General features: G+C 42.0%; 21 protein-coding genes. All 21 read right to left on the bottom strand.

Features of this window, described 5'->3' with window-relative positions:
* Positions 1-309 precede the first annotated feature (309 nt).
* The 21 genes from MPH60_RS14575 to MPH60_RS14675 all read right to left on the bottom strand — a co-directional run bounded on the left by MPH60_RS14575 (position 310) and on the right by MPH60_RS14675 (position 19,602).
* Positions 310-825, bottom strand: coding sequence for a DivIVA domain-containing protein (locus MPH60_RS14575; RefSeq protein ID WP_034313857.1), 516 nt, complete (start codon positions 823-825; stop codon positions 310-312).
* A gap of 85 nt (positions 826-910) precedes the next feature.
* On the bottom strand, positions 911-1,684 hold the full coding sequence (locus MPH60_RS14580; RefSeq protein WP_241594353.1) for a YlmH family RNA-binding protein: 774 nt from the start codon (positions 1,682-1,684) through the stop codon (positions 911-913).
* 133 nt (positions 1,685-1,817) lie between these two features.
* Positions 1,818-2,084, bottom strand: a complete 267-nt coding sequence (locus MPH60_RS14585; RefSeq protein WP_241594354.1) for a YggT family protein — start codon at positions 2,082-2,084, stop codon at positions 1,818-1,820.
* 6 nt (positions 2,085-2,090) lie between these two features.
* Complete coding sequence (locus MPH60_RS14590) at positions 2,091-2,555, bottom strand: cell division protein SepF (RefSeq protein ID WP_137018787.1); 465 nt, start codon at positions 2,553-2,555, stop codon at positions 2,091-2,093.
* 21 nt (positions 2,556-2,576) lie between these two features.
* On the bottom strand, positions 2,577-3,248 hold the full coding sequence (locus MPH60_RS14595; RefSeq protein ID WP_241594355.1) for a YggS family pyridoxal phosphate-dependent enzyme: 672 nt from the start codon (positions 3,246-3,248) through the stop codon (positions 2,577-2,579).
* A 2-nt stretch (positions 3,249-3,250) separates the two neighbouring features.
* Positions 3,251-4,078, bottom strand: a complete 828-nt coding sequence (gene pgeF / locus MPH60_RS14600) for a peptidoglycan editing factor PgeF (RefSeq protein WP_241594356.1) — start codon at positions 4,076-4,078, stop codon at positions 3,251-3,253.
* A gap of 55 nt (positions 4,079-4,133) precedes the next feature.
* The gene (locus tag MPH60_RS14605; protein ID WP_241594357.1) at positions 4,134-4,403 is read right to left on the bottom strand and encodes a YlmC/YmxH family sporulation protein; all 270 of its coding nucleotides are present in this window, start codon (positions 4,401-4,403) and stop codon (positions 4,134-4,136) included.
* Positions 4,404-4,623: 220 nt separating this feature from the next.
* Positions 4,624-5,403, bottom strand: coding sequence for an RNA polymerase sporulation sigma factor SigG (sigG, locus tag MPH60_RS14610; protein ID WP_034313871.1), 780 nt, complete (start codon positions 5,401-5,403; stop codon positions 4,624-4,626).
* Between the two features lie 150 nt (positions 5,404-5,553).
* On the bottom strand, positions 5,554-6,273 hold the full coding sequence (sigE, locus tag MPH60_RS14615; RefSeq protein WP_034313874.1) for an RNA polymerase sporulation sigma factor SigE: 720 nt from the start codon (positions 6,271-6,273) through the stop codon (positions 5,554-5,556).
* Positions 6,274-6,331: 58 nt separating this feature from the next.
* On the bottom strand, positions 6,332-7,258 hold the full coding sequence (gene spoIIGA, locus MPH60_RS14620; protein WP_241594358.1) for a sigma-E processing peptidase SpoIIGA: 927 nt from the start codon (positions 7,256-7,258) through the stop codon (positions 6,332-6,334).
* A gap of 450 nt (positions 7,259-7,708) precedes the next feature.
* Positions 7,709-8,866, bottom strand: a complete 1,158-nt coding sequence (gene ftsZ, locus MPH60_RS14625) for a cell division protein FtsZ (protein ID WP_098371076.1) — start codon at positions 8,864-8,866, stop codon at positions 7,709-7,711.
* Positions 8,867-8,910: 44 nt separating this feature from the next.
* Positions 8,911-10,209, bottom strand: a complete 1,299-nt coding sequence (gene ftsA, locus MPH60_RS14630; protein ID WP_241594359.1) for a cell division protein FtsA — start codon at positions 10,207-10,209, stop codon at positions 8,911-8,913.
* A 267-nt stretch (positions 10,210-10,476) separates the two neighbouring features.
* Positions 10,477-10,842 (bottom strand): small basic family protein, encoded by a 366-nt coding sequence (locus MPH60_RS14635; RefSeq protein ID WP_137018793.1) that lies wholly within the window; start codon positions 10,840-10,842, stop codon positions 10,477-10,479.
* Positions 10,842-11,552 carry a DUF881 domain-containing protein gene (locus MPH60_RS14640; RefSeq protein WP_241594360.1) on the bottom strand — a complete coding sequence of 237 codons (711 nt, stop codon included), beginning with the start codon at positions 11,550-11,552 and terminating at the stop codon, positions 10,842-10,844. Before MPH60_RS14640 ends, MPH60_RS14635 begins: the two co-directional genes overlap by 1 nt.
* A gap of 42 nt (positions 11,553-11,594) precedes the next feature.
* Positions 11,595-12,287, bottom strand: a complete 693-nt coding sequence (locus MPH60_RS14645) for a DUF881 domain-containing protein (RefSeq protein ID WP_241594361.1) — start codon at positions 12,285-12,287, stop codon at positions 11,595-11,597.
* Complete coding sequence (locus MPH60_RS14650; RefSeq protein ID WP_241594362.1) at positions 12,274-13,056, bottom strand: cell division protein FtsQ/DivIB; 783 nt, start codon at positions 13,054-13,056, stop codon at positions 12,274-12,276. Before MPH60_RS14650 ends, MPH60_RS14645 begins: the two co-directional genes overlap by 14 nt.
* A 130-nt stretch (positions 13,057-13,186) precedes the next feature.
* A complete protein-coding gene (murB, locus tag MPH60_RS14655; protein ID WP_241594363.1) occupies positions 13,187-14,095 on the bottom strand; it encodes a UDP-N-acetylmuramate dehydrogenase in 909 nt (302 codons plus the stop codon).
* A gap of 354 nt (positions 14,096-14,449) precedes the next feature.
* A complete protein-coding gene (gene spoVE, locus MPH60_RS14660) occupies positions 14,450-15,550 on the bottom strand; it encodes a stage V sporulation protein E (RefSeq protein ID WP_098371083.1) in 1,101 nt (366 codons plus the stop codon).
* Positions 15,551-15,710: 160 nt separating this feature from the next.
* The gene (murD, locus tag MPH60_RS14665; protein WP_241594364.1) at positions 15,711-17,063 is read right to left on the bottom strand and encodes a UDP-N-acetylmuramoyl-L-alanine--D-glutamate ligase; all 1,353 of its coding nucleotides are present in this window, start codon (positions 17,061-17,063) and stop codon (positions 15,711-15,713) included.
* Positions 17,064-18,041: a phospho-N-acetylmuramoyl-pentapeptide-transferase gene (gene mraY / locus MPH60_RS14670; protein WP_101224579.1), complete on the bottom strand. Its 978-nt coding sequence runs from the start codon at positions 18,039-18,041 to the stop codon at positions 17,064-17,066.
* Positions 18,042-18,129: 88 nt separating this feature from the next.
* Positions 18,130-19,602: a UDP-N-acetylmuramoyl-L-alanyl-D-glutamate--2,6-diaminopimelate ligase gene (locus MPH60_RS14675; RefSeq protein ID WP_241594365.1), complete on the bottom strand. Its 1,473-nt coding sequence runs from the start codon at positions 19,600-19,602 to the stop codon at positions 18,130-18,132.
* Positions 19,603-19,629: the final 27 nt, after the last annotated feature.

The following is a 19,629-nucleotide window of genomic DNA, read 5'->3' on the forward strand; positions in this document are numbered from 1 at the left end:
TAAAAAAGGGACGAGAAAGCTTTGCTTCCCGCGGTACCACCCTGGCTAGAAGGATCCACATAGTGAATCCAACCTCTCGAGCATTCGTAACGTGAATGAAACGCCTCATTTACTTACTGCATAAGCAGGTTCAACTCAGAACTCAAGGGTGATCTTCAATATCTTCGCTTATTCCGGGCTTTCACCATCCCCGGTTCGCTAAAAATAAGTGTGTGAAGAATTTACTTTCCCTGTCATCGTCTAATTTCATAATGAATAGTATTGTTAAAAAATTATATGCGAAAAAAGTGTTCAAAGTCAAGGAATCGTTTAAATTTCCTCTTCCACTCTCTCATTCAGTTCTATTTCAGTCGCATCCACTTCATAATCCAGAAGATGATCCCAATCATCATTGTCCAGCAAATCCAGCTGTGCACCGACAAGCATTTTGAAACGCGTCCGGAATACTTTGGATTGCTTTTTCAAATCCTCAATGTCCATTGCTATTTTCCTTGCTTTCACAAGTGACTCATTGACGATCCTGTCAGCATTTTTCTCTGCTTCCTTTATGATCAGTTTCGCTTCTTTTTGGGCATTGCGCCTTAATTCTTCGGCTGCTTCCTGAGCGACAATAATCGACTTGTTAAGTGTACCCTCAATTGTCGTAAAATGTCCCAAACGATCAAAAGTCTCGTTCAGTTTATCTTCAAGTTCTTTCTTCTCCCTCAAAATCAGTTCATAATCTTTAATGACCTGGTCGAGAAATTCATTTACTTCATCTTCATCATACCCTCGAAATACTTTGTTAAATTCCTTGTTATGTATATCTATCGGGGTTAAGGGCATTACGGCACCTCCAGAACGGTTTCTACTCTAGTATGTTAAAACTCTATATTCGACAATAAATTTATAAATCCTGCTTTTTATTGAATTATTTTTGTCTGCCTAACGAGATTCTCCACTTATCCTTCTTGGTTTTCCCATCGATTGAAGCTATTTTACATCTGCCAAAACCTCTGATGGAAAGTGTATCACCTTCACGGCATTCTTCCGAGACATTTTCCGTTTGCTTGAAATTCACCTTTACTTTTCCTGACGTTATCAAGGCCTGCGTTTTTTGACGGGACATATTCAGGACGGACGATAGCACACTGTCAAGCCTAAGGGAACTGACTGTGGTTACTTGCTCTTCCCATTTTTCCTTAACTTGGACGATATTCTCGATCGGAAGCCGTTTGATGGAAACGGAAGCGTTACCTATTTTCTCCAGATTCCCTGTGAGATATGAATCCATCTCTTCGGCAGCGATAAATTGAATTTGCTCCTCCGTCACTATTATATCACCGAATTTTTCACGTTTTACCCCCAGTGACATCAAGGTTCCAAGTATTTGCCTATGTTCAAGCGTAACAAACTTTTTTGGATAGGAGATATCGTATAAGGAGATGTTGAAATCCGATGGTTCAGGAGAGTAATAATCAGGGTAGATGAGCACACGTTTTCGCTCTACGAAATCGCTCCCGCCATTAAATCGCAGTTTCGCATCCGGATCATTCCCAATTAAGGAAGTAAGGATTTCCTGCTGACGCGGATCAAGAAAATCCGATAGTTTCGGAGCGTAGGAATTTTTAACCTGATCAATCCAATTCATAGCCTGGTCAATAAAATCTTTTTCCTCCGGCCTGAAATGCTGATAAATACTCATGATTGAATAAATGCTCCTTAGTTATCAAATGAATGGTCGATCATAAATAATGAATTAAACTCATTCTGCGTTGCTACTACACAGCGGAGAATCTTCCGACTGTGTAGTAAGATGCATGTAGGTTAATTGTTGATCATCCTACCAAAGTCTGTAAGTAATAGATTCCGTAACCGCTGGCAAAATTAAGAACCAGCAAGGCCACAAGAGGTGAAAGATCGATCATGCCAAGCGGCGGAATGAACTTTCTGAACGGTTCTAAATACGGTTCGCAAATCTTTTCCAGAAATTGACCAATCGATGTCTCCCTTGCATTGGGGAACCATGACATCAATATGTAAACGATTAATGCCATTGAATAAATTTCAATTAAATAATATAAACCCTGAAGCACTAAACCCATTAACCATTACCACCTCGCTTCTTCGTACTCCTCTTCGGCGGCGAAGCCGGTAATATTACCGGAAACATCGACGTTGTCCGGGGTACATAAGAATATATCTGTTCCAATTTTTTGGATATCCCCGCTGATTGCATAGACAGTCCCACTTAGAAAATCGATGATTCGCTTTCCTTGGTCATGCTGGATTCGTTGAAGGTTCACGACTACAGCGCGCCTGTTTTTTAAATGGTCAGCTACCTCCTGGGCTTCTGCATAAGCACGAGGCTCCAATAATACTACTTTAGAAGATTTCTGTACGCTTTGCAAACTTACGATATTCTGATTTGTATTATTCCCTGCAGAAGCTGACTGCTGCTGTTTAGCTGACTTCACGACTTTTGGTTCAGCCTCCTCTTCCTCCATCACTTCATCCCTGTACTCATACTCATCATCCAGCGCGAAATAAGATTTAAATTTTGATACGAACGACATCTATAGCGTACCTCCTTAAAATTATTCGCCTACAAGTGCTGTACCAATCCTGATCATTGTAGCGCCTTCCTCAATGGCAATCATGAAATCATTGGACATACCCATGGACAATTCAGTGCAGGGGGCATGCTTCAACCCTGAATTTTGTATTTCAACCTGGATGCCCTTCAGTTTCCGGAAGCATTCCCGCAAAACCTGTTCATCATCGGTCAATGGTGCCATCGTCATCAATCCTGCAACATTCACCTTATCAAAATCGGATAACCCTTTTATGAAATCCATTGTCGCGTCAGGATCCAGACCATGTTTTGACTCCTCGCCAGATACATTCACCTGCACTAAACAGTTTATCGGCTCTTTTGCGCGCTTTTGAATTTCTTCTGCCAAAGAAATTCGATCCAATGAATGGATATATGAAATTTTATCGATGACATTCTTTACTTTGCGTGTTTGCATGGAACCAATATAATGCCAGGTGGGCTTGTCCTTGAGCACTTCATATTTAGTCAAAAGCCCTTCGTCACGGTTTTCACCCAAATCGAGTATTCCCGCTTCCAAAGCTTCATTCGCTCTCTCGACCGAAACATATTTCGTTACTGCGATCAACTTTATCGCTTCACGATCCCTACCACTATTTTCACATGCTCTATTTATTTTTTCTTCGATGTTTTTTAAATTGTCCACTACTTTCACTATTACTCTAAATCCTCCTTCCAACCGATAAAGCTCATCAATCTGCCTGTCTTCCCGTTATCACGGCGATGTGAAAAAAACAATTCATGATCACAGCTTGTACAGTATGATGTAACGTCGATCTGACTTTTTGGAATTCCTGATTTTTGAAGAATCAATGCATTAAGTTGCTTAAGGTCCAACTGATATTGTCCTTCACTGATTAAATTATAGGGCTTTTCGTCAATATCTACCAGCAAATTCTGCACTAAATCCATGACATAATCATCAACAACATAGCACTTCGAACAAATCGACGGTCCAATAACAGCAAATATCTCACTTGCTTTTATACCCTCACTCAGCCAAGCCTCAACCATTTTTCGTGCAATTCCATTAACGGTACCCTTCCATCCAGCATGTGCCACCCCAATCATGCCATGTGCCGGAGCAAGAAAGTATAAGGGCACGCAGTCTGCATAGCAAAGGGTCAATAGAGCGTTTTGGTCCTTCGTATAGAATCCGTCAGTTGCTTTAAAGGCCGAATCATAATCCGTAGCACCTCTCCCGCCATCATGGCTGGTAACTTGATGGATTTTCGTTTCATGTGTCTGCTCGGCGCCTATCCATTCATTAAGCGGAAACATCAGCTTATCGGCTATAATCCTGCGGTTTCCCTGGACATCTTCAAGTTTATCACCGACATGAAAACCTGTATTCAATGTTTGAAAATCACCTGTACTGACTCCCCCATTTTTTGTGGTGAAGCCCGCTACGAGCTGGAGATTTGTTTGTCTCCAGCTGTCAATGAGCATATATTGGTCTTTTATTAAAACAAATGGCTCTTTCATGCTAAAAACCTCTTTATTTTTAGTCTAGTGTATCATATATTTACGCCATTGCACCTTAAAACCGTTCATCTTTCAGTTCTGCTTGAAATACCGTCTGATGTTCAACAAGTATGACATCTGCACCGATTTTTTTTATTTTGCGCCACGGAATCACAATATCCTGTTCCCTGCCAAAAAAACCCATTAACCTGGTTCCATTCGATACGACGATGGCCTCTATTTTCCCCGTGGCCGTATTGATTTCAAGATCTGACATATTACCTAATTTCTTACCATCCGCTATATTGACGATATCCTTAATTTGAAATTCGGAAATCCTGGTCACATCACTCAGCTCCTCAAAATTTCATCATAGATGAAGGTCCTATTCCTATGTATATGACAAGATGCGCTCAAGGATGAAGAATACGATAAATAAACGTCCATTCAGTTCCCGGAAGGCTTTTCTACAAAATAAAAAAGCCGCTATGGGATAAGTAGCTGCTAAGCGGATATCGACATTTTTGCCCTACCCGCTTCAGCTAACTACTTCTCATGCTCAGCTTCTACTGTTGGATATTTTTATTCATTTGCTTGATTGCGGCCTTTTCCAATCGGGAGACCTGTGCTTGTGAAATGCCGATTTCCTCGGCTACCTCCATTTGCGTCTTCCCTTGGAAAAACCGTTTCCGAAGGATCATTTTTTCACGGTCATTTAACCGTCTCATGCCTTCATTTATAGCTATTTCATCAATCCAGGTACTATCTTTATTTTTTTCATCACTCAGTTGGTCGAGTACATAAATCGGATCCCCGCCATCATTATAAATCGGTTCAAAAAGTGAAACTGGATCTTGTATAGCATCTAGTGCAAAAACAATTTCTTCATGAGGTACTTCCAACACCTTGGCGATTTCTTCAGCTGTCGGCTCACGAAGGGTCTGGCTTATGAGCTTCTCTTTTACCTGCAAAGCTTTGTAAGCGATGTCTCTTAAAGAACGGGATACCCGAATTGGATTATTGTCACGAAGATATCTTCTGATTTCTCCAATAATCATCGGTACAGCATACGTTGAAAATTTAACATTTTGACCTAGGTCAAAGTTATCTATCGACTTCATCAACCCTATACAGCCTACCTGAAATAGATCATCTACATACTCTCCCCGATTGTTGAAGCGTTGAATGACGCTTAGAACGAGTCGAAGATTCCCGTTTACCAGTTTTTCTCTTGCTGAAATATCGCCATCTTGCAGTTCTTTAAAGAGTTTTCTCATTTCTTCATTCTTTAAAACCGGTAATTTTGATGTATCCACACCGCAGATTTCAACCTTATTACGAGACAAAATTATTCCCTCCTCACAGGAGCGCTGTACAAAAAACAGTATCTCCGCGGGAGGAAAAAATATGCACATGGCTAGAACAGAAATTCCCCATTATTTTTCAATATAGCTACCAAAGTATTGATTTGATTGACATTTAAGCACATTATTTTTTTACACCATTTTATTAAATTCTTTACGAAGCCTCTTAATAATCCTTTTTTCTAAACGCGAAATATAAGATTGGGAAATCCCCAGCATGTCGGCAACGTCCTTTTGGGTTTTTTCTTCTCCGCCTGCAAGTCCAAAACGGAGTTCCATTATCTGTTTTTCACGTTCGGATAACTGTGTAAGTGCTTTTGTCAGCAGCTTACGGTCAACGTTTGCTTCAAGATCTTTCGTGATAATGTCATCGTCCGTTCCAAGTACATCGGATAAAAGAAGTTCATTTCCATCCCAATCAATATTCAGAGGTTCATCAAAAGAAACCTCAGAACGGATTTTGTTATTTCTGCGTAAATACATTAATATTTCATTCTCGATGCATCTCGAAGCATATGTAGCCAGTTTTATTTTCTTCTCAGGATTGAATGTATTCACTGCTTTGATTAAACCTATGGTACCAATGCTGATTAAATCTTCAATATTGATGCCGGTATTTTCGAATTTCCTGGCAATATAAACCACCAGCCTTAAATTACGTTCAATCAAGATCGAGCGTGCAGCTTCATCGCCATTGGGTAATTTATTGATCAGTATTGCCTCTTCTTCCTTTGAAAGGGGTGGCGGCAGTGCCTCACTCCCTCCTATATAAAATATTTCGTCCGTTTTCAATCCGAGCTTGAACAATAGTTTGTACCAAAAATAAGTGAGCCGAAGAATGAATTTCTTCAAAATAATTCTCCCTTCTAATAAACGGATTATGGGTCAAATTTAAGAGTGAATCGATGGTTCAGGAGGCATTTTGCACCGGTATCCCGGTTAACATTTTCGGGTGAACGATAGATTGATAGCTATTGTCGGGAGAGAGTTGCTGAAAGGTAAACGAAACGAGACCCTGCTTGACGTGGAATTCTTTTTCTCCTTGTACGATTTTGATGTAATCAGGTTTGATTGCGGTTAACAGCTGATGTTCATGACCCACGACTTTATAAGGGATGACACGCATTCTTCCTGTCCATGAATATTCGGGCTGCTCTGCCTGACTGATCAGGTTATCAGGGTTTTTAAAAAGCTCCAGCATATCGTCCGGAATTCCTGCTTCCCCGCCTGAAAGAGAGATGATCATTACTGGGGAACGTGTAATCGGGTCATATAGTTGATTGCCGCTATCCACCAATCCATGAAATTTTCCTTCGAAGTCAGAAATTTTAACCGAAACCGAAACCATTTGTTCATGTGTAAGTTTTGTCATCTCCATTCCTTCAAGTGTTCGCTTGGAAAATTGCCATGCGAGCGGGAACCCGATCATTACGAATATCCAGCTGACAGGGTCCCCAAAACGGTTGATTCCTGCATATTGACCAGGGTCCTTGGACACGATTTGGAATTCAAAAAGGTAATGTAGTCCCAGAAGAATTCCTCCCGATAAAAACGTCACGAAATATAAAGTGGCCACCGATTTAATGAAAAGTTTTAACCTATTAAACCCAAAGGTTGCCAGCACCATGACCAGGGATACTAAAATCTTCATGTACACTCGGTCGGCAATTGCATAAAAAGGAGTGAATGCCAATACGATAATGAAGGAACCAATCAGCCCGCCGATACATACCCGCCAAAGAGCTACCCTTCGTTTGAGAATGATTGCGGTCCAATATAAAAGGAGGCAGTCAAATAACCAATTCAACAACCAGATCACATCTAAATATAAAGTCAAACACCCTCCCCTCCTTTTTATGAACTAACCTTCCACTAGCAAAAAGTATAGCGTACCTGCCCTTAGAAAGTGTGTCACTTTTTGTACTGAAAACTTAAGAGTTTTTCAGTCATTTTTACCCTTTTTGTAGAAAAACAGCTATTGATATTTTCAATACTGTCTTAGAGACTATCCTGCTCCCTTTTACTTCTGTCGATTTATGTTATAAAAGTTTACTAATTTATTGCACTCATCTTATTGAATTCCTTCTGCCAAGGCGTTCCGTCAGATACCGCTGAGGGACATGCAGGCAAGAACAAAGATACTATTATGCAGATTTCATTCTGCACTTCGGTCAGAGTGATGAAGCTGAAGAAGGCCCCATTATGATTGGACACTACTGCTTTTAAGGAATTCACTTATTAACGGCAAAAAACCGTCCCCAAATGGGGACGGCATGTGACGTCGATATTAACGGCGTCTATTACGGTTACGGAGGAATGTTGGAATATCCAAGGCCTCATCACCTTGATTGGCATTACGTGCAGGCTGTTCATTGACTTCTTCCCTCTTCACTTCCCGCTTCACGTTTGGCTGTGGCGTCTGTTGTGTCTGAGGTCTTGATTGCTGCTGTTGTCCGAGTGTTGGACGTCCAGTAGGCCGTATTGAGGCTTCAACCTCGTTAAAGCCTGTTGCAATTACCGTAACGACGATTTCATCTTTTAAGTTTTCATTGATAACCGAACCAAAAATCATGTTTACGTCTTGATCGGATGCAGTAGCCACGATATCGGCCGCTTCCTGGACTTCAAAAAGACTTAAGTTCGTACCACCGGTAATATTCATCAGTACGCCTTGGGCACCATCAATCGATGTTTCAAGCAACGGACTGGAAATGGCTTTTTTCGCCGCTTCCGCCGCACGGTTTTCCCCTGAGGAGATCCCGATTCCCATAAGTGCGGAACCTTTGTTGGACATGATGGTCTTCACATCGGCAAAGTCCAAGTTAATTAGTCCTGGAACAGCAATTAGATCTGAAATCCCTTGTACACCTTGACGAAGCACATTATCGGCTTCACGGAATGCTTCAAGCATTGGCGTGCTTTTATCGACGATTTCAAGGAGGCGGTCGTTCGGAATGACGATCAGTGTGTCAACCGATTCCTTCATGGATGAAATGCCGCCTTGTGCCTGTGTTGCACGTTTTCGGCCTTCGAAGGTAAATGGACGCGTAACTACACCCACTGTAAGTGCTCCTAGATCTTTAGCAATGCCAGCTATGACAGGAGCAGCCCCAGTTCCCGTACCGCCGCCCATTCCAGCCGTTACGAATACCATATCGGCACCTTTAAGCGCTTCTTCGATCTGCTCTTTGCTTTCTTCTGCAGCTTTTTTTCCTACCTCGGGATTGGCACCTGCACCCAAACCGCGTGTAAGCTTTCCACCGATTTGCATTTTGATTTCTGCTTTTGATAGATTAAGAGCCTGTGCATCCGTATTGACCGAAATAAACTCAACACCCTGTACACCATGCTCGATCATTCTGTTTACCGCATTGTTTCCGCCGCCGCCAACACCTATTACTTTTATCGTTGCTAATTGTTCTAGATTAGAATCAAACTCCAACATGACAATCCTCCTATTTTGACGAAATTCCCGATTCTTAATGATTGTTATTCAAAAAAGTAACCTAGGATTTTTTTGAATTTAGATTCACCTTTTTCACCTTGTTTTTTAGCCGTGTTCTCTTTGTTTTTCTGAGAAACCTTCTGGCTGCGCTGGTCGTTATCTTCTTGTGCTTGTCCAGCTGCTACAGGAGTTTTATTAGCGGTGTTTTTTTGCATTCTCTCTTTCTTGCATGCGTGTTTAATCAAACCAACAGCTGTCGTGTATTGAGGTTCCCTGACACCGATGTAATTCGGTTCAGCTGTCCTTACGCGGTTTTGGAACACATATTGAGCAAGCTCCAGGACTCCCGGCATCTTGACGACGCCCCCGGTCAACACGAAACCACCCGGTATATCCTGGAAGCCAAGTCTCCTCAAATCATCTTGAATCAACTCGAATATTTCGGTCACCCGCGCTTCAATGATATCCGAAAGCATTAACTGGTTGCAGGTTTGCTGCTGATCGCTGCCGATGATCGGTATTTGGAATACTTCATCTTCAGACGCGTCATCATAAAAGGCATGTCCATGCTTCACTTTTATTTTCTCAGCTTCTTCCATCGTTGTCCTTAGAACGATGGAAAGATCCTTCGTAAGTGTTTCCCCGCCTATAGGTATCACAGACGTATATTGTAGAAAGCCTTGTTCGAAAATTGCCAGAGTCGTGGAACCTCCGCCAATATCGACAAGTGCCACACCAAGTTCTTTTTCATCCTTGGATAATACAAGGGAACCTGCGGCTAAGGGCTGAAGGGCGATATCGGTTATTTCTAACCCTGCCCGTTCCACACAGCGCAGCGTATTATGTAAAATTGTCCGAAGACCTGTGATTAATATCCCTCTCATTTCCAACCGGACACCTATCATGCCCCTTGGATCACTGATTTCATCAAGTTCATCAACTTTGTAATGGATTGGCACCACGTCGATGATTTCCCTGTCGGATGGTATCGTTATTAACTCCGCTGCTTCCCTGACACGGAAAACGTCATGCTCGGTAATCTCTTTATTGTCACTGGATACCGCTACTACCCCATGACACGGCTGAAGCGTCACATGATTTCCGCTTATGCCGACGATTACCTTTTTTATCTCCATCCCTATCATCCGTTCTGCTTGCTCTATAGCCTTTTGAATGGATTGGACGGTTTCATCTATGCCGACGATCGAACCCTTTTTGAGCCCCTCTGATTTAACATTTCCCACGCCGATTATATTTAATGTGTCATTGACCATTTCCCCAATGATAACTTTTACACTGGATGTACCGATGTCAAGACTTACGTATATTTCGTTGCTGTTCATTCCATGGCACCTCCTTCAGTTTTATACATGTATTAGTAGAATAACATTTTTATATCGAAGACTTATACATTATAGAATAACAGAACTGATTGCAACAACTCGCGAATTTTTTCATAATAAACGGTTTAATTTGTATTTCCCGAACAAAACTCGTAGATTTCTCTCTTTATGGTGCTTATCGTTCGCTTCTTTAACGAGACTGATATCCTAAATAAACTAGATACTGCCATAAACTATTCGTCAATTATGACTTAATTCCCTTTAAAATTATCGATTTTTTTTCTGCTTTTTCCGGGAAATAGACCATTTTTCAATTAGGATCCTTCTAATCAGGGCTATATTTTGAAACAGCCTTACGCCGAAAACAAAGATTGCGGCTAAATATAAGTCTACACCAAGATGTACACCTAGAAAAGCCAAACCTGCGGCTAAAACAATATTAAAGAAGAATCCTGTTACAAATACTACTTCATCATAAAGGTTTTGCAGATGAGCCCGTATGCCTCCAAATAAGGTATCAAAAGCCGCAAGCACGGCAATGGAGAGATAATTTGAATATTCGTGGGGAATATCAAAATCCACCAAAAAACCAAGCGTGATTCCAATCAATAGTCCGAAAACCGGAAGCCACATTACGATTCCCCCCCATCCATAATGGGTTCCATGTGTTTTACATCAATAGCATTTTGGTAGGCCGGCAATGTCAACTCACCGGAAGGCACCTTAATCTGCACTTCAAAATTATCAATATAGAAATCATCCATAAGTTCGGAACCTTCTATGCGCTGCTTCAGTTTCTTTGGATTAACGGTTATTGCCTGCAGTTCGACCGGGTAATGAACAAGAGGATATCCGTCCATTTTCGGCTGCCCATTAATATCACGAATAACCGATGTTGATATATACCTTTGTCCTGAAATGGAAATTTCGTCAGCGCCATACCTATACATTTCATTAATGAGCCGAATGATCAATACAGGTGAAATATACTCGACCTTCTCACCAAGAAGGATATCCGCTTTGATAGGCTGTATGGAAACGATGACCCCATTACCTTTTATTTCAGTCAAACCTGCGTCAGTCTTTAATTCGGTCAGGGTGTCACGCAATACTGCTTCTTTACTCTCATTTTTCTTTGTTTCATAGGATGCTATTTTTCCCTCAAGCTTACTGATACCCTCTATTAACTCCGCCTGGGTCTGCTGTTCTTTCAATAAATCATTTTTCAGCTCCCACATATCCCTTGTATCGGATACGACAGGCTGATTCACCAAATTGAATTGAATAGCGAGCATGAAGCCAGCAATCAACGTAACCAAACTAAAAGAAAGCTTTTTATTCATTTCCAGTTTCTCACCAATCTTTCATCGAATCCGGCGGTCTGATCACCCTCCAATAATTGGATCAAAAATGATTTTCTTTTGCTTTTCCACTGTAAAGATAATATTCTCATTAACCAGCTGTTCCTTGATGCCACCGGGCAGGTCTAGTGAAGCAGCCAGGACATCCGGATCCCCAATCGCAGAAATGATGAAGGGAGCAGGATGCTGATGGCCATCGATTGTAATTACAGGACCATTACAGATTATGTATGAATCATGATTTAACCTTTGACCGTTAATCGCAACAGCCTCTGCACCTGATATGTATAGTTCATTGACGACCTTGAAGACATGCTGTTCATGAACGAGGTAGTTATTAACATTGGCTTCCGACTCCATATCTGTACCATCTTCAAGCGTCACCTGAAGGCCTGAGCCTTTCACCTTCACTTTTCCGAGAAACATCCGGTATTTTTCCGTATCTCTTGCCAAATTGAAAAAAAGCTGTTTTTCCTGCGCTAGGTCCTTTTCTATTTGGGATACATTTTCCTGCTTCTGAAGGAGTTCCTTCTGAAGTTCCCGGTTTTGTTTCTCTTGTTCGATCAGCTTCTGCCTGAGCTCAAATTCCTGGTCCCAGGCTTTGTCCTTCCCTGCACCTTCACCATCTTTGGTCAGATTGTAAGAGAAGGCAATCATGAATCCGAGAACCACGCAAACCAGGGGTAAAACCACCCGTTTGCCATTAATTTTCCTCATTGGTGTCTTCCTTTTGTTCAGCGTCTTCATATGCTTTAAAATAAGAACCCACTTCCAGATCGATGACTCCCTTTACCTCTGGATCCAACTGGCTGACTATCGATGGGTAGTGAATCATTTTCTCGTATAAAGTACGGCTTGTCGCACTTACTTCAAACCCATCGTTCATAAACATGACGATATGGTAGTCATCGGTTTTGGTTGGAGCGTAATGAATTTCTGAAATGGCATTCTGAATCTCGGCAGGAAGCTTGTCCAGTTCTTCTAAAAGCAACTTTAATGCTTTACCCTCTTTGAAACCAATTAAAACAGGGGCAAATACTGGAATTTCGCCTGTTGCTAGCTCCTCTAAAACGGACCCGTTTTCCAAAATGGGTGCAAACTTCCCGTTATTGGACAGATATGCCATCCTGTTATTTTCCGAAACCGTAATTTTAATGGAATTGGGAAATACCGGAGTCACCTTAACGCTTTTTATTTCTTGATTTTTTTTGATATTGGCTGCTGCTGCCCCTGTATCAACCTTCCAGATGCTTCGATCCTTCTTCACCTTACTCAATTTAATGATCTGTTTGGAAGTAATATAACGATTCCCCTCTACCTGCACGGATTTCACATAGCTCAACGGGGATAAGAAATATAGCACACAAGCAACCAGAATGAAGAAAAGGGAAAGCAAAAGAACAAGCCGTCTGTTTGCTTTGCTTTTTCTTAATTGTTTTAATTTCGGGATGCGGTCCTCAATGGAAACGATTTTCCCCTTTTCCATCCCCTTCACCTCTTCCTGAAAAAATGGATGGTTCTTGAAAGTGTGAAATCAAGACAAACTCAATATTTGGTTTTTTACAAACTTTAAAAGGTAACACATTATATCACAATATTTGGATATAATGAATCCATTATTTTCTGCCGATAATTTCCACTTCTGTTTCCATTTCAATTTCAAATTTATCATACACAGTATCCTTCACATGCTGTATCAAGGCTTGAACATCCGCTGCACTTCCATTACCTGTGTTAACGATAAAGTTCCCGTGCATCGGTGAAATCTGAGCTCCGCCAATGGAATGTCCCTTCAGGCCTGCATTCTCGACCAATTTACCCGCATGATGTGGAAGTGGATTCCTAAATATGCTCCCGGCACATGGAAGATTATACGGCTGGGTATCTTTACGGTAATTCTTGTTATTCTGCATTCTTTCTACGATTTCGGTTTTATCGCCCTCTGTCAATTGAAAAATTGCTTCCAGTACGATACCCGGTTTTTTCTTCTGAAGCAGAGAAGTTCGATAAGAAAACTCCATTTCTTCCTTCGAAAGCCAAGCTAAAGTTCCATCTTCGAAAAGAACATGTGCCTCCTTGAGAATTTCACTCATATCGGAACCGTGTGCACCAGCGTTCATATAGACAGCTCCGCCGACGGAACCAGGAATCCCACTGGCAAATTCCAATCCTGCATACCCTTTTTTACTGATTTGCACGGATAGGCTGACAAGTGATACCCCAGCTCCTGCTTTTATCTCCGTCCCATTTATCTCGAGATGATCAAGTCCTTTACCCAATTTAAGAACGGCACCTTCAATTCCGCCGTCACTGACAAGTAGGTTCGAGCCCCTGCCGATCACCCTCCATGGCATCCCATGTTCTTTAATGACCTGCATCGTTTTTTCTATATTTTCAATGGATGACGGCACGATGAATAAATCCGCCGGCCCCCCAATTTTCATAGTTGTATGATTCGCAAGCGGTTCCTGTTCAAGAACTTTGCCGATTTTCATTTCAGTTAATTGCTTTATCACATTATCCATGATAAACCTCCTTGTTGTTCCAAAAATTCCAAGTTATAAATTTTCATTTCCTCTTCCATGAGGTCCCTTATATTACAAGATTAATAACGCCTTTTAGCAGAAAAATGAACAGAAGCAAGCCCCAGTACGGCCTAACCCTCTTATACTATAGTCTAAACAAAGCCGTATTGCCAATATTTATTGTGGATTCCCCAACATTCATACATGGTAATATTTAAGCGGCATTTCATTTATTTCTAAATTTCGGCAAGGTATCCTCCAAAATTGTTTTCCTGCAAGGGTTTTTAACATAAAAAAGGGATGCCCTGCGTTTTACAGGACCTCCCTTTTGGCAAACCATATATTTTACTTATTTCAGAACCTTGAATAACGGCTAATATTCAGGAGCACCCCAATCGCCATCAACATGAGCGTCAGTGATGAACCGCCATAACTTAAGAGGGGCAAGGTGATCCCCGTAACTGGCATCAGTCCCGTCACCACCCCTATATTGATCATCACTTGAATGGCGACCATCGCGATGATTCCCACCGCTACAAGGCTCCCATATAAATCAGGGGCACCTAGTGCGATCCGAATTCCCCGCCAAAGCATGAGCGCAAATAATAAAATGACGAGAGAGCCCCCGATGAAGCCAAGTTCCTCTGAAAGGATGGCAAAAATGAAATCAGTCTGAGGTTCTGGTAAATAGAAAAACTTTTGGCGACTTTGCCCGAGTCCCAGGCCGAACAATCCACCGGGCCCGATTGCATAAAACGATTGAATCATTTGAAATCCGCTGCCCAAAGGGTCTTCCCAAGGATCCAGAAAAGACGTGATCCTTTTTATCCGGTAAGGCGCCGACAAAATCAAACCGATAAAACCTGCTACCCCGATTAGCCCCAAGCCGACAAAATGACTGATCTTTGCCCCGGAAATAAAAATCATGACGATGCACGTTCCAACCATGACCGTTCCCGTTCCAAGGTCCGGCTGTAACATGATCAATCCAAATGCCAAAAACACTAAACCCAAGGATGGAAGCATCCCTTTTTTAAAGGAGGTGATCAGCTTTTGCCGTTCAGATAAAAACTTAGCTAAAAAAGCGATCATTGCCAGCTTCATGAACTCAGAGGGTTGGACCGAAAAGGCACCTACACCTATCCAGCTCCTCGAACCATTTCTCGCCATCCCTATACCCGGTACAAGTACAGCCAGTAACATAATGAAACAAATGATGATAAGGATCTTGGCCCATGTCCTCCACGTCCAGTAATCCACATTCATGATGAAAAACATGGCAATGACACCAACGCAGGCAAACAGCAACTGTCTTTTAGCAAAATAAAACGAATCATCAAATTTATATGTTGCCCATATGGCACTCGCGCTGTAAACCATGATTAATCCAACAGTCAAAAGACTTAAGGTGACGATAATGAGAATGAGATCAGGATTCGATTTTTTTAATGGCACGGACATCCACCTCTAGGAAGTTTTTCGAGCCTGCGAATATAAACATCAATGCTGATTGCTTGTCAGCACTTTAGTCAAAAAAAAAGCGATAACGGCTCATTATCGCTTTTTTCCAAGGTGTCAACGTAGAAGCAAGTTCACTTCTCTTTTGCGAAAGCTCTTACTTAAGTTTATGCACGGCCTCCATAAACATGTCTCCTCTTTGCTCAAAAGTTTTATATTGATCCCAGCTTGCACAAGCCGGGGAGAGAAGAATGCAGTCGCCTTCATTTGATAATTCAAATGCAGCCGGTACGGCCTTTTCTACATTATCGACACGTTTTATATTCGCTATTCCTATTTCTTTGGCTACCCGTTCAATTTTTTCTGCCGTTTCACCAAAAGTTATCACAGCTTTGACATTTTTCATCGCCGGTTTCAACTCATCGAATTCATTTCCGCGATCCAAACCGCCTGCCAATAAGACGACGGGTTCCGTAAAGGATGTTAATGCTTTGGAAGCAGCAAGAATGTTCGTCGCTTTCGAATCATTATAAAATTTACGGTTATCGATCGTTGCGACAAACTGCAGACGGTGCTCCACACCATAAAATGTTTTCAGTACAGTCTGAATGGCTTCGTTAGCTACACCCTTCAGTTTTGCCGCGGAGATGGCCGCGAGCACATTTTCCAAATTATGCTTACCAGGTAGGGCTATCTCTGAAACTTCAATGATTTTTTCTCCTCGGAAACAGGCGGCACCATTTTCCACATAGGCTCCATTTTCATGTTTCACTTCAGCTGAAAAAGGGACAAGTTCAGCCTTGGTCTTTTTCGCCATGGATAAAACAAGATCTTGATCTGCATTATAAATCATGAAATCTGAGGCTATTTGATTTTTCGTAATGGCAGCTTTTGCTTCGACATATTCCTGTTTGGAGCTGTGATAATCCAAATGTGCATCATACAAATTTGTCACGATTGAGATTTCAGGACGAAATTCGTCTATTCCCATTAACTGAAACGACGACAATTCAATGACGATCGAGTCATCGGGTTTTGCTTTTTGGGCAACACCAGAAGCCACTGTCCCGATATTACCGGCAATCAGCGGGGATTTTTCACCGGTCTTCAACATTTCGTATATCAATGTTGTCGTGGTCGTTTTCCCATTTGTACCAGTGATTCCTATGAAAGGTGCCTCGCTTATTTGATAGGCCAGTTCAACTTCCGTTATTACCGGAATCCCTTTTTCCAATGCCCCTTTGATAATAGGGTTCCGATAGGGGATTCCCGGGTTTTTCACGATCAGCTCGAAACCTTCATCAAGGAGCTCAATCGGATGACTGCCGCAGATGACTTTGATTCCCTGTTCAAGAAGTCCTTGAGCCTCAGGATTTTCCGATAAAGGCTTCATGTCATTAACTGTTACGAATGCACCTAATTTATGTAAAAGCGAAGCTGCCATCACTCCGCTTTTTGCCAAACCCAATACTAATATCTTTTTCTCTGAATACTTCGCAGTCTCTTTCAATTATATCCACACCTCTAAATAGATTCCGAGTACCGCACACAGCAGCCCCACTGTCCAGAAAGTCACGACGACGCGCCATTCCGACCAACCGGAAAGCTCATAATGGTGGTGAAGCGGACTCATTTTAAAAATACGTTTACCAGTCGTTTTAAAAGATCCTACCTGCAGGATGACCGAGAGCGTCTCTATTACGAAGACTCCGCCAATGATTACCAGGAGGATTTCAAGCTTCGTTAACAAAGCGATGGTTGCGATCGCTCCTCCAAGGGCCAAGGAACCCGTATCCCCCATGAAAACCTTTGCTGGATGTGCATTGAATACCAAAAACCCAAGTACTGCACCGACAACCGCCACCGAAAAAATAGCGACATCATATTGAGACTGACTCCAGGCCAAAATGGCAAAAGCACCAAAGGCAATGGCTGATGTTCCTGAGACAAGTCCATCAAGCCCATCCGTCAAATTGACGGCATTCGAAAAACCTACAAGCCAGAAAATAACGATAAACAGATAAAACCAGCCAAAATCAAAAGCAAAGTCAGTGCCTGGAATCGTCAATTCAGGATTAAAACGGTCTGTCTGCTTAAAGACGAAGTAAAAGATGACCGAAATCACAATTTGTCCAAGCAGTTTTTGCTTGGAGGTCAGTCCCAGGTTTCGCTTCATGACCACTTTAATGAAATCATCCAGGAAACCTAATAAACCAAAACCTAAGGTAACGAATAGTAATAAATACGTTTCGGTTGAAGGTGCCGAAAATTTCAAAGTCATGATCAGTGTAGCGATGGTAACAGATAATAATATGACCAAACCGCCCATGGTGGGTGTTCCCGTTTTCTTCAGATGCGATTGTGGGCCTTCTTCCCTAATACTTTGCCCGAATTTCAATCTTCTTAAAAACGGGATGAAAATCGGCGAAAGAAGAACGGTTACTAAAAACGCCACCAAAATCGTATAAAAAATCACTTGTTCCAACATTCCTTACTCCCTCATTCCTAACACAATTCAAATATAAAATTCTGCTTGATGTCTTTTCTTATTTGCTCCAGGGCAATTTAGCGTCGGTTCAAACTGAACCCAAACGATTTTGAATTGCCTTTTCCGCTTCTTCACGGTCATCGAAGTGAAGCACTTCGTCACCGACCAATTGATAGGTTTCATGACCTTTTCCAGCTATTAATATAACGTCGCCCTCTGCCGCCTTGGAAACAGCATAAGCTATAGCCTGCCTGCGGTCTTCGATAACTGTATATTCTTTGCCTGCGACACCAGCTTCCATATCACGGAGGATCTGGGCAGCATCCTCACTGCGCGGATTATCCGAAGTGAAAATCGGGTCAGTCGCCAAGCTGCAAGCAATTTCAGCCATGATGGGACGCTTTGTCTTGTCTCGGTCCCCGCCGCAGCCCACTATCACAAAGATTTTCTTTCTAGCAAACTCGCCAACAGTCTTGAGAACATTTTCTAAGCTGTCCGGAGTATGGGCGTAATCAACAATGACCGGGAAGTCCTGATTCGCTGTAATGAGCTCAAAACGGCCTGCAACACCTTTTATTTCCTCGATGGATTTAATGGTCTCATCCAGATCGTTACCGGCGCACAGAGCGGCAGAAATGGCAGAGAGTACATTATAAACACTGAATTTACCAATCAGCTTCAGCTGAATGTATCGCTCTTCTTTACCTACTGTCAAGGTGAAAGATGTGCCATTTGCATCAATTTTTATATCCGTGGCCCTGATATCCGCTTCTTTGTCTATGCCGTAAGTAACCACTGTCGCAGCAGTCGCTTTAATGAAATCAGCTGTTGCCTCATCATCCGCATTAAGCACAGCATATTTAGGACGATTTTCTATGTAAGCATTGCCGAGCTGTGAGAAAAACAAGGATTTTGCTTGCCTGTATCTGTCCATGGTTTTATGAAAATCCAAATGATCCTGTGTAAGATTCGTAAAGACGGCAATATCATAATCACAGCCATGGACGCGTCCAAGCTCAAGTGCATGAGATGAAACTTCCATAATAGCCGTGGTAACAGATGCTTCGGCCATTTCATGAAAAGCCTTCTGCAGCGTAACGCTATCTGGCGTCGTATTCTTGGTTTCATATACCGTATCGGCAATTTTTGTATACATCGTGCCAATCAAGCCTGTTTTTTCTTGTCGATCCTCGAAAATCTTTTCCAATAAGTGACTGGTCGTCGTCTTTCCATTCGTACCTGTAATTCCGATCAAGCGCATCTTTTGAGTTGGATGGCCATAAAATGCATCGGCTAGCACCGCCATCGCCCTGCTCGAATCCCTGACTACGATCACGGGAACATCGAGGTCAAGCGGTCTTTCGGCAATGATTGCTGCAGCTCCATGTTCTACAGCAAGTTGGGCAAAATCATGACCATCGACTGTATAACCTTTTATACAAACAAATAAACTTCCGTCTATGACTTTACGGTTATCATTTTCAATGGAGGTGATTTCAGGATTTTCTCCTTCATACGGAAATAAGGAGTGTAAATAAGATAGTAATTTGTGAAGCTTCATTTTTCCATCCCTCTCAACTTAATTTGA

It is taken from the genome of Peribacillus sp. Aquil_B1, assembly GCF_022603275.1.
Classification (GTDB): Bacteria; Bacillota; Bacilli; order Bacillales; family DSM-1321; genus Peribacillus.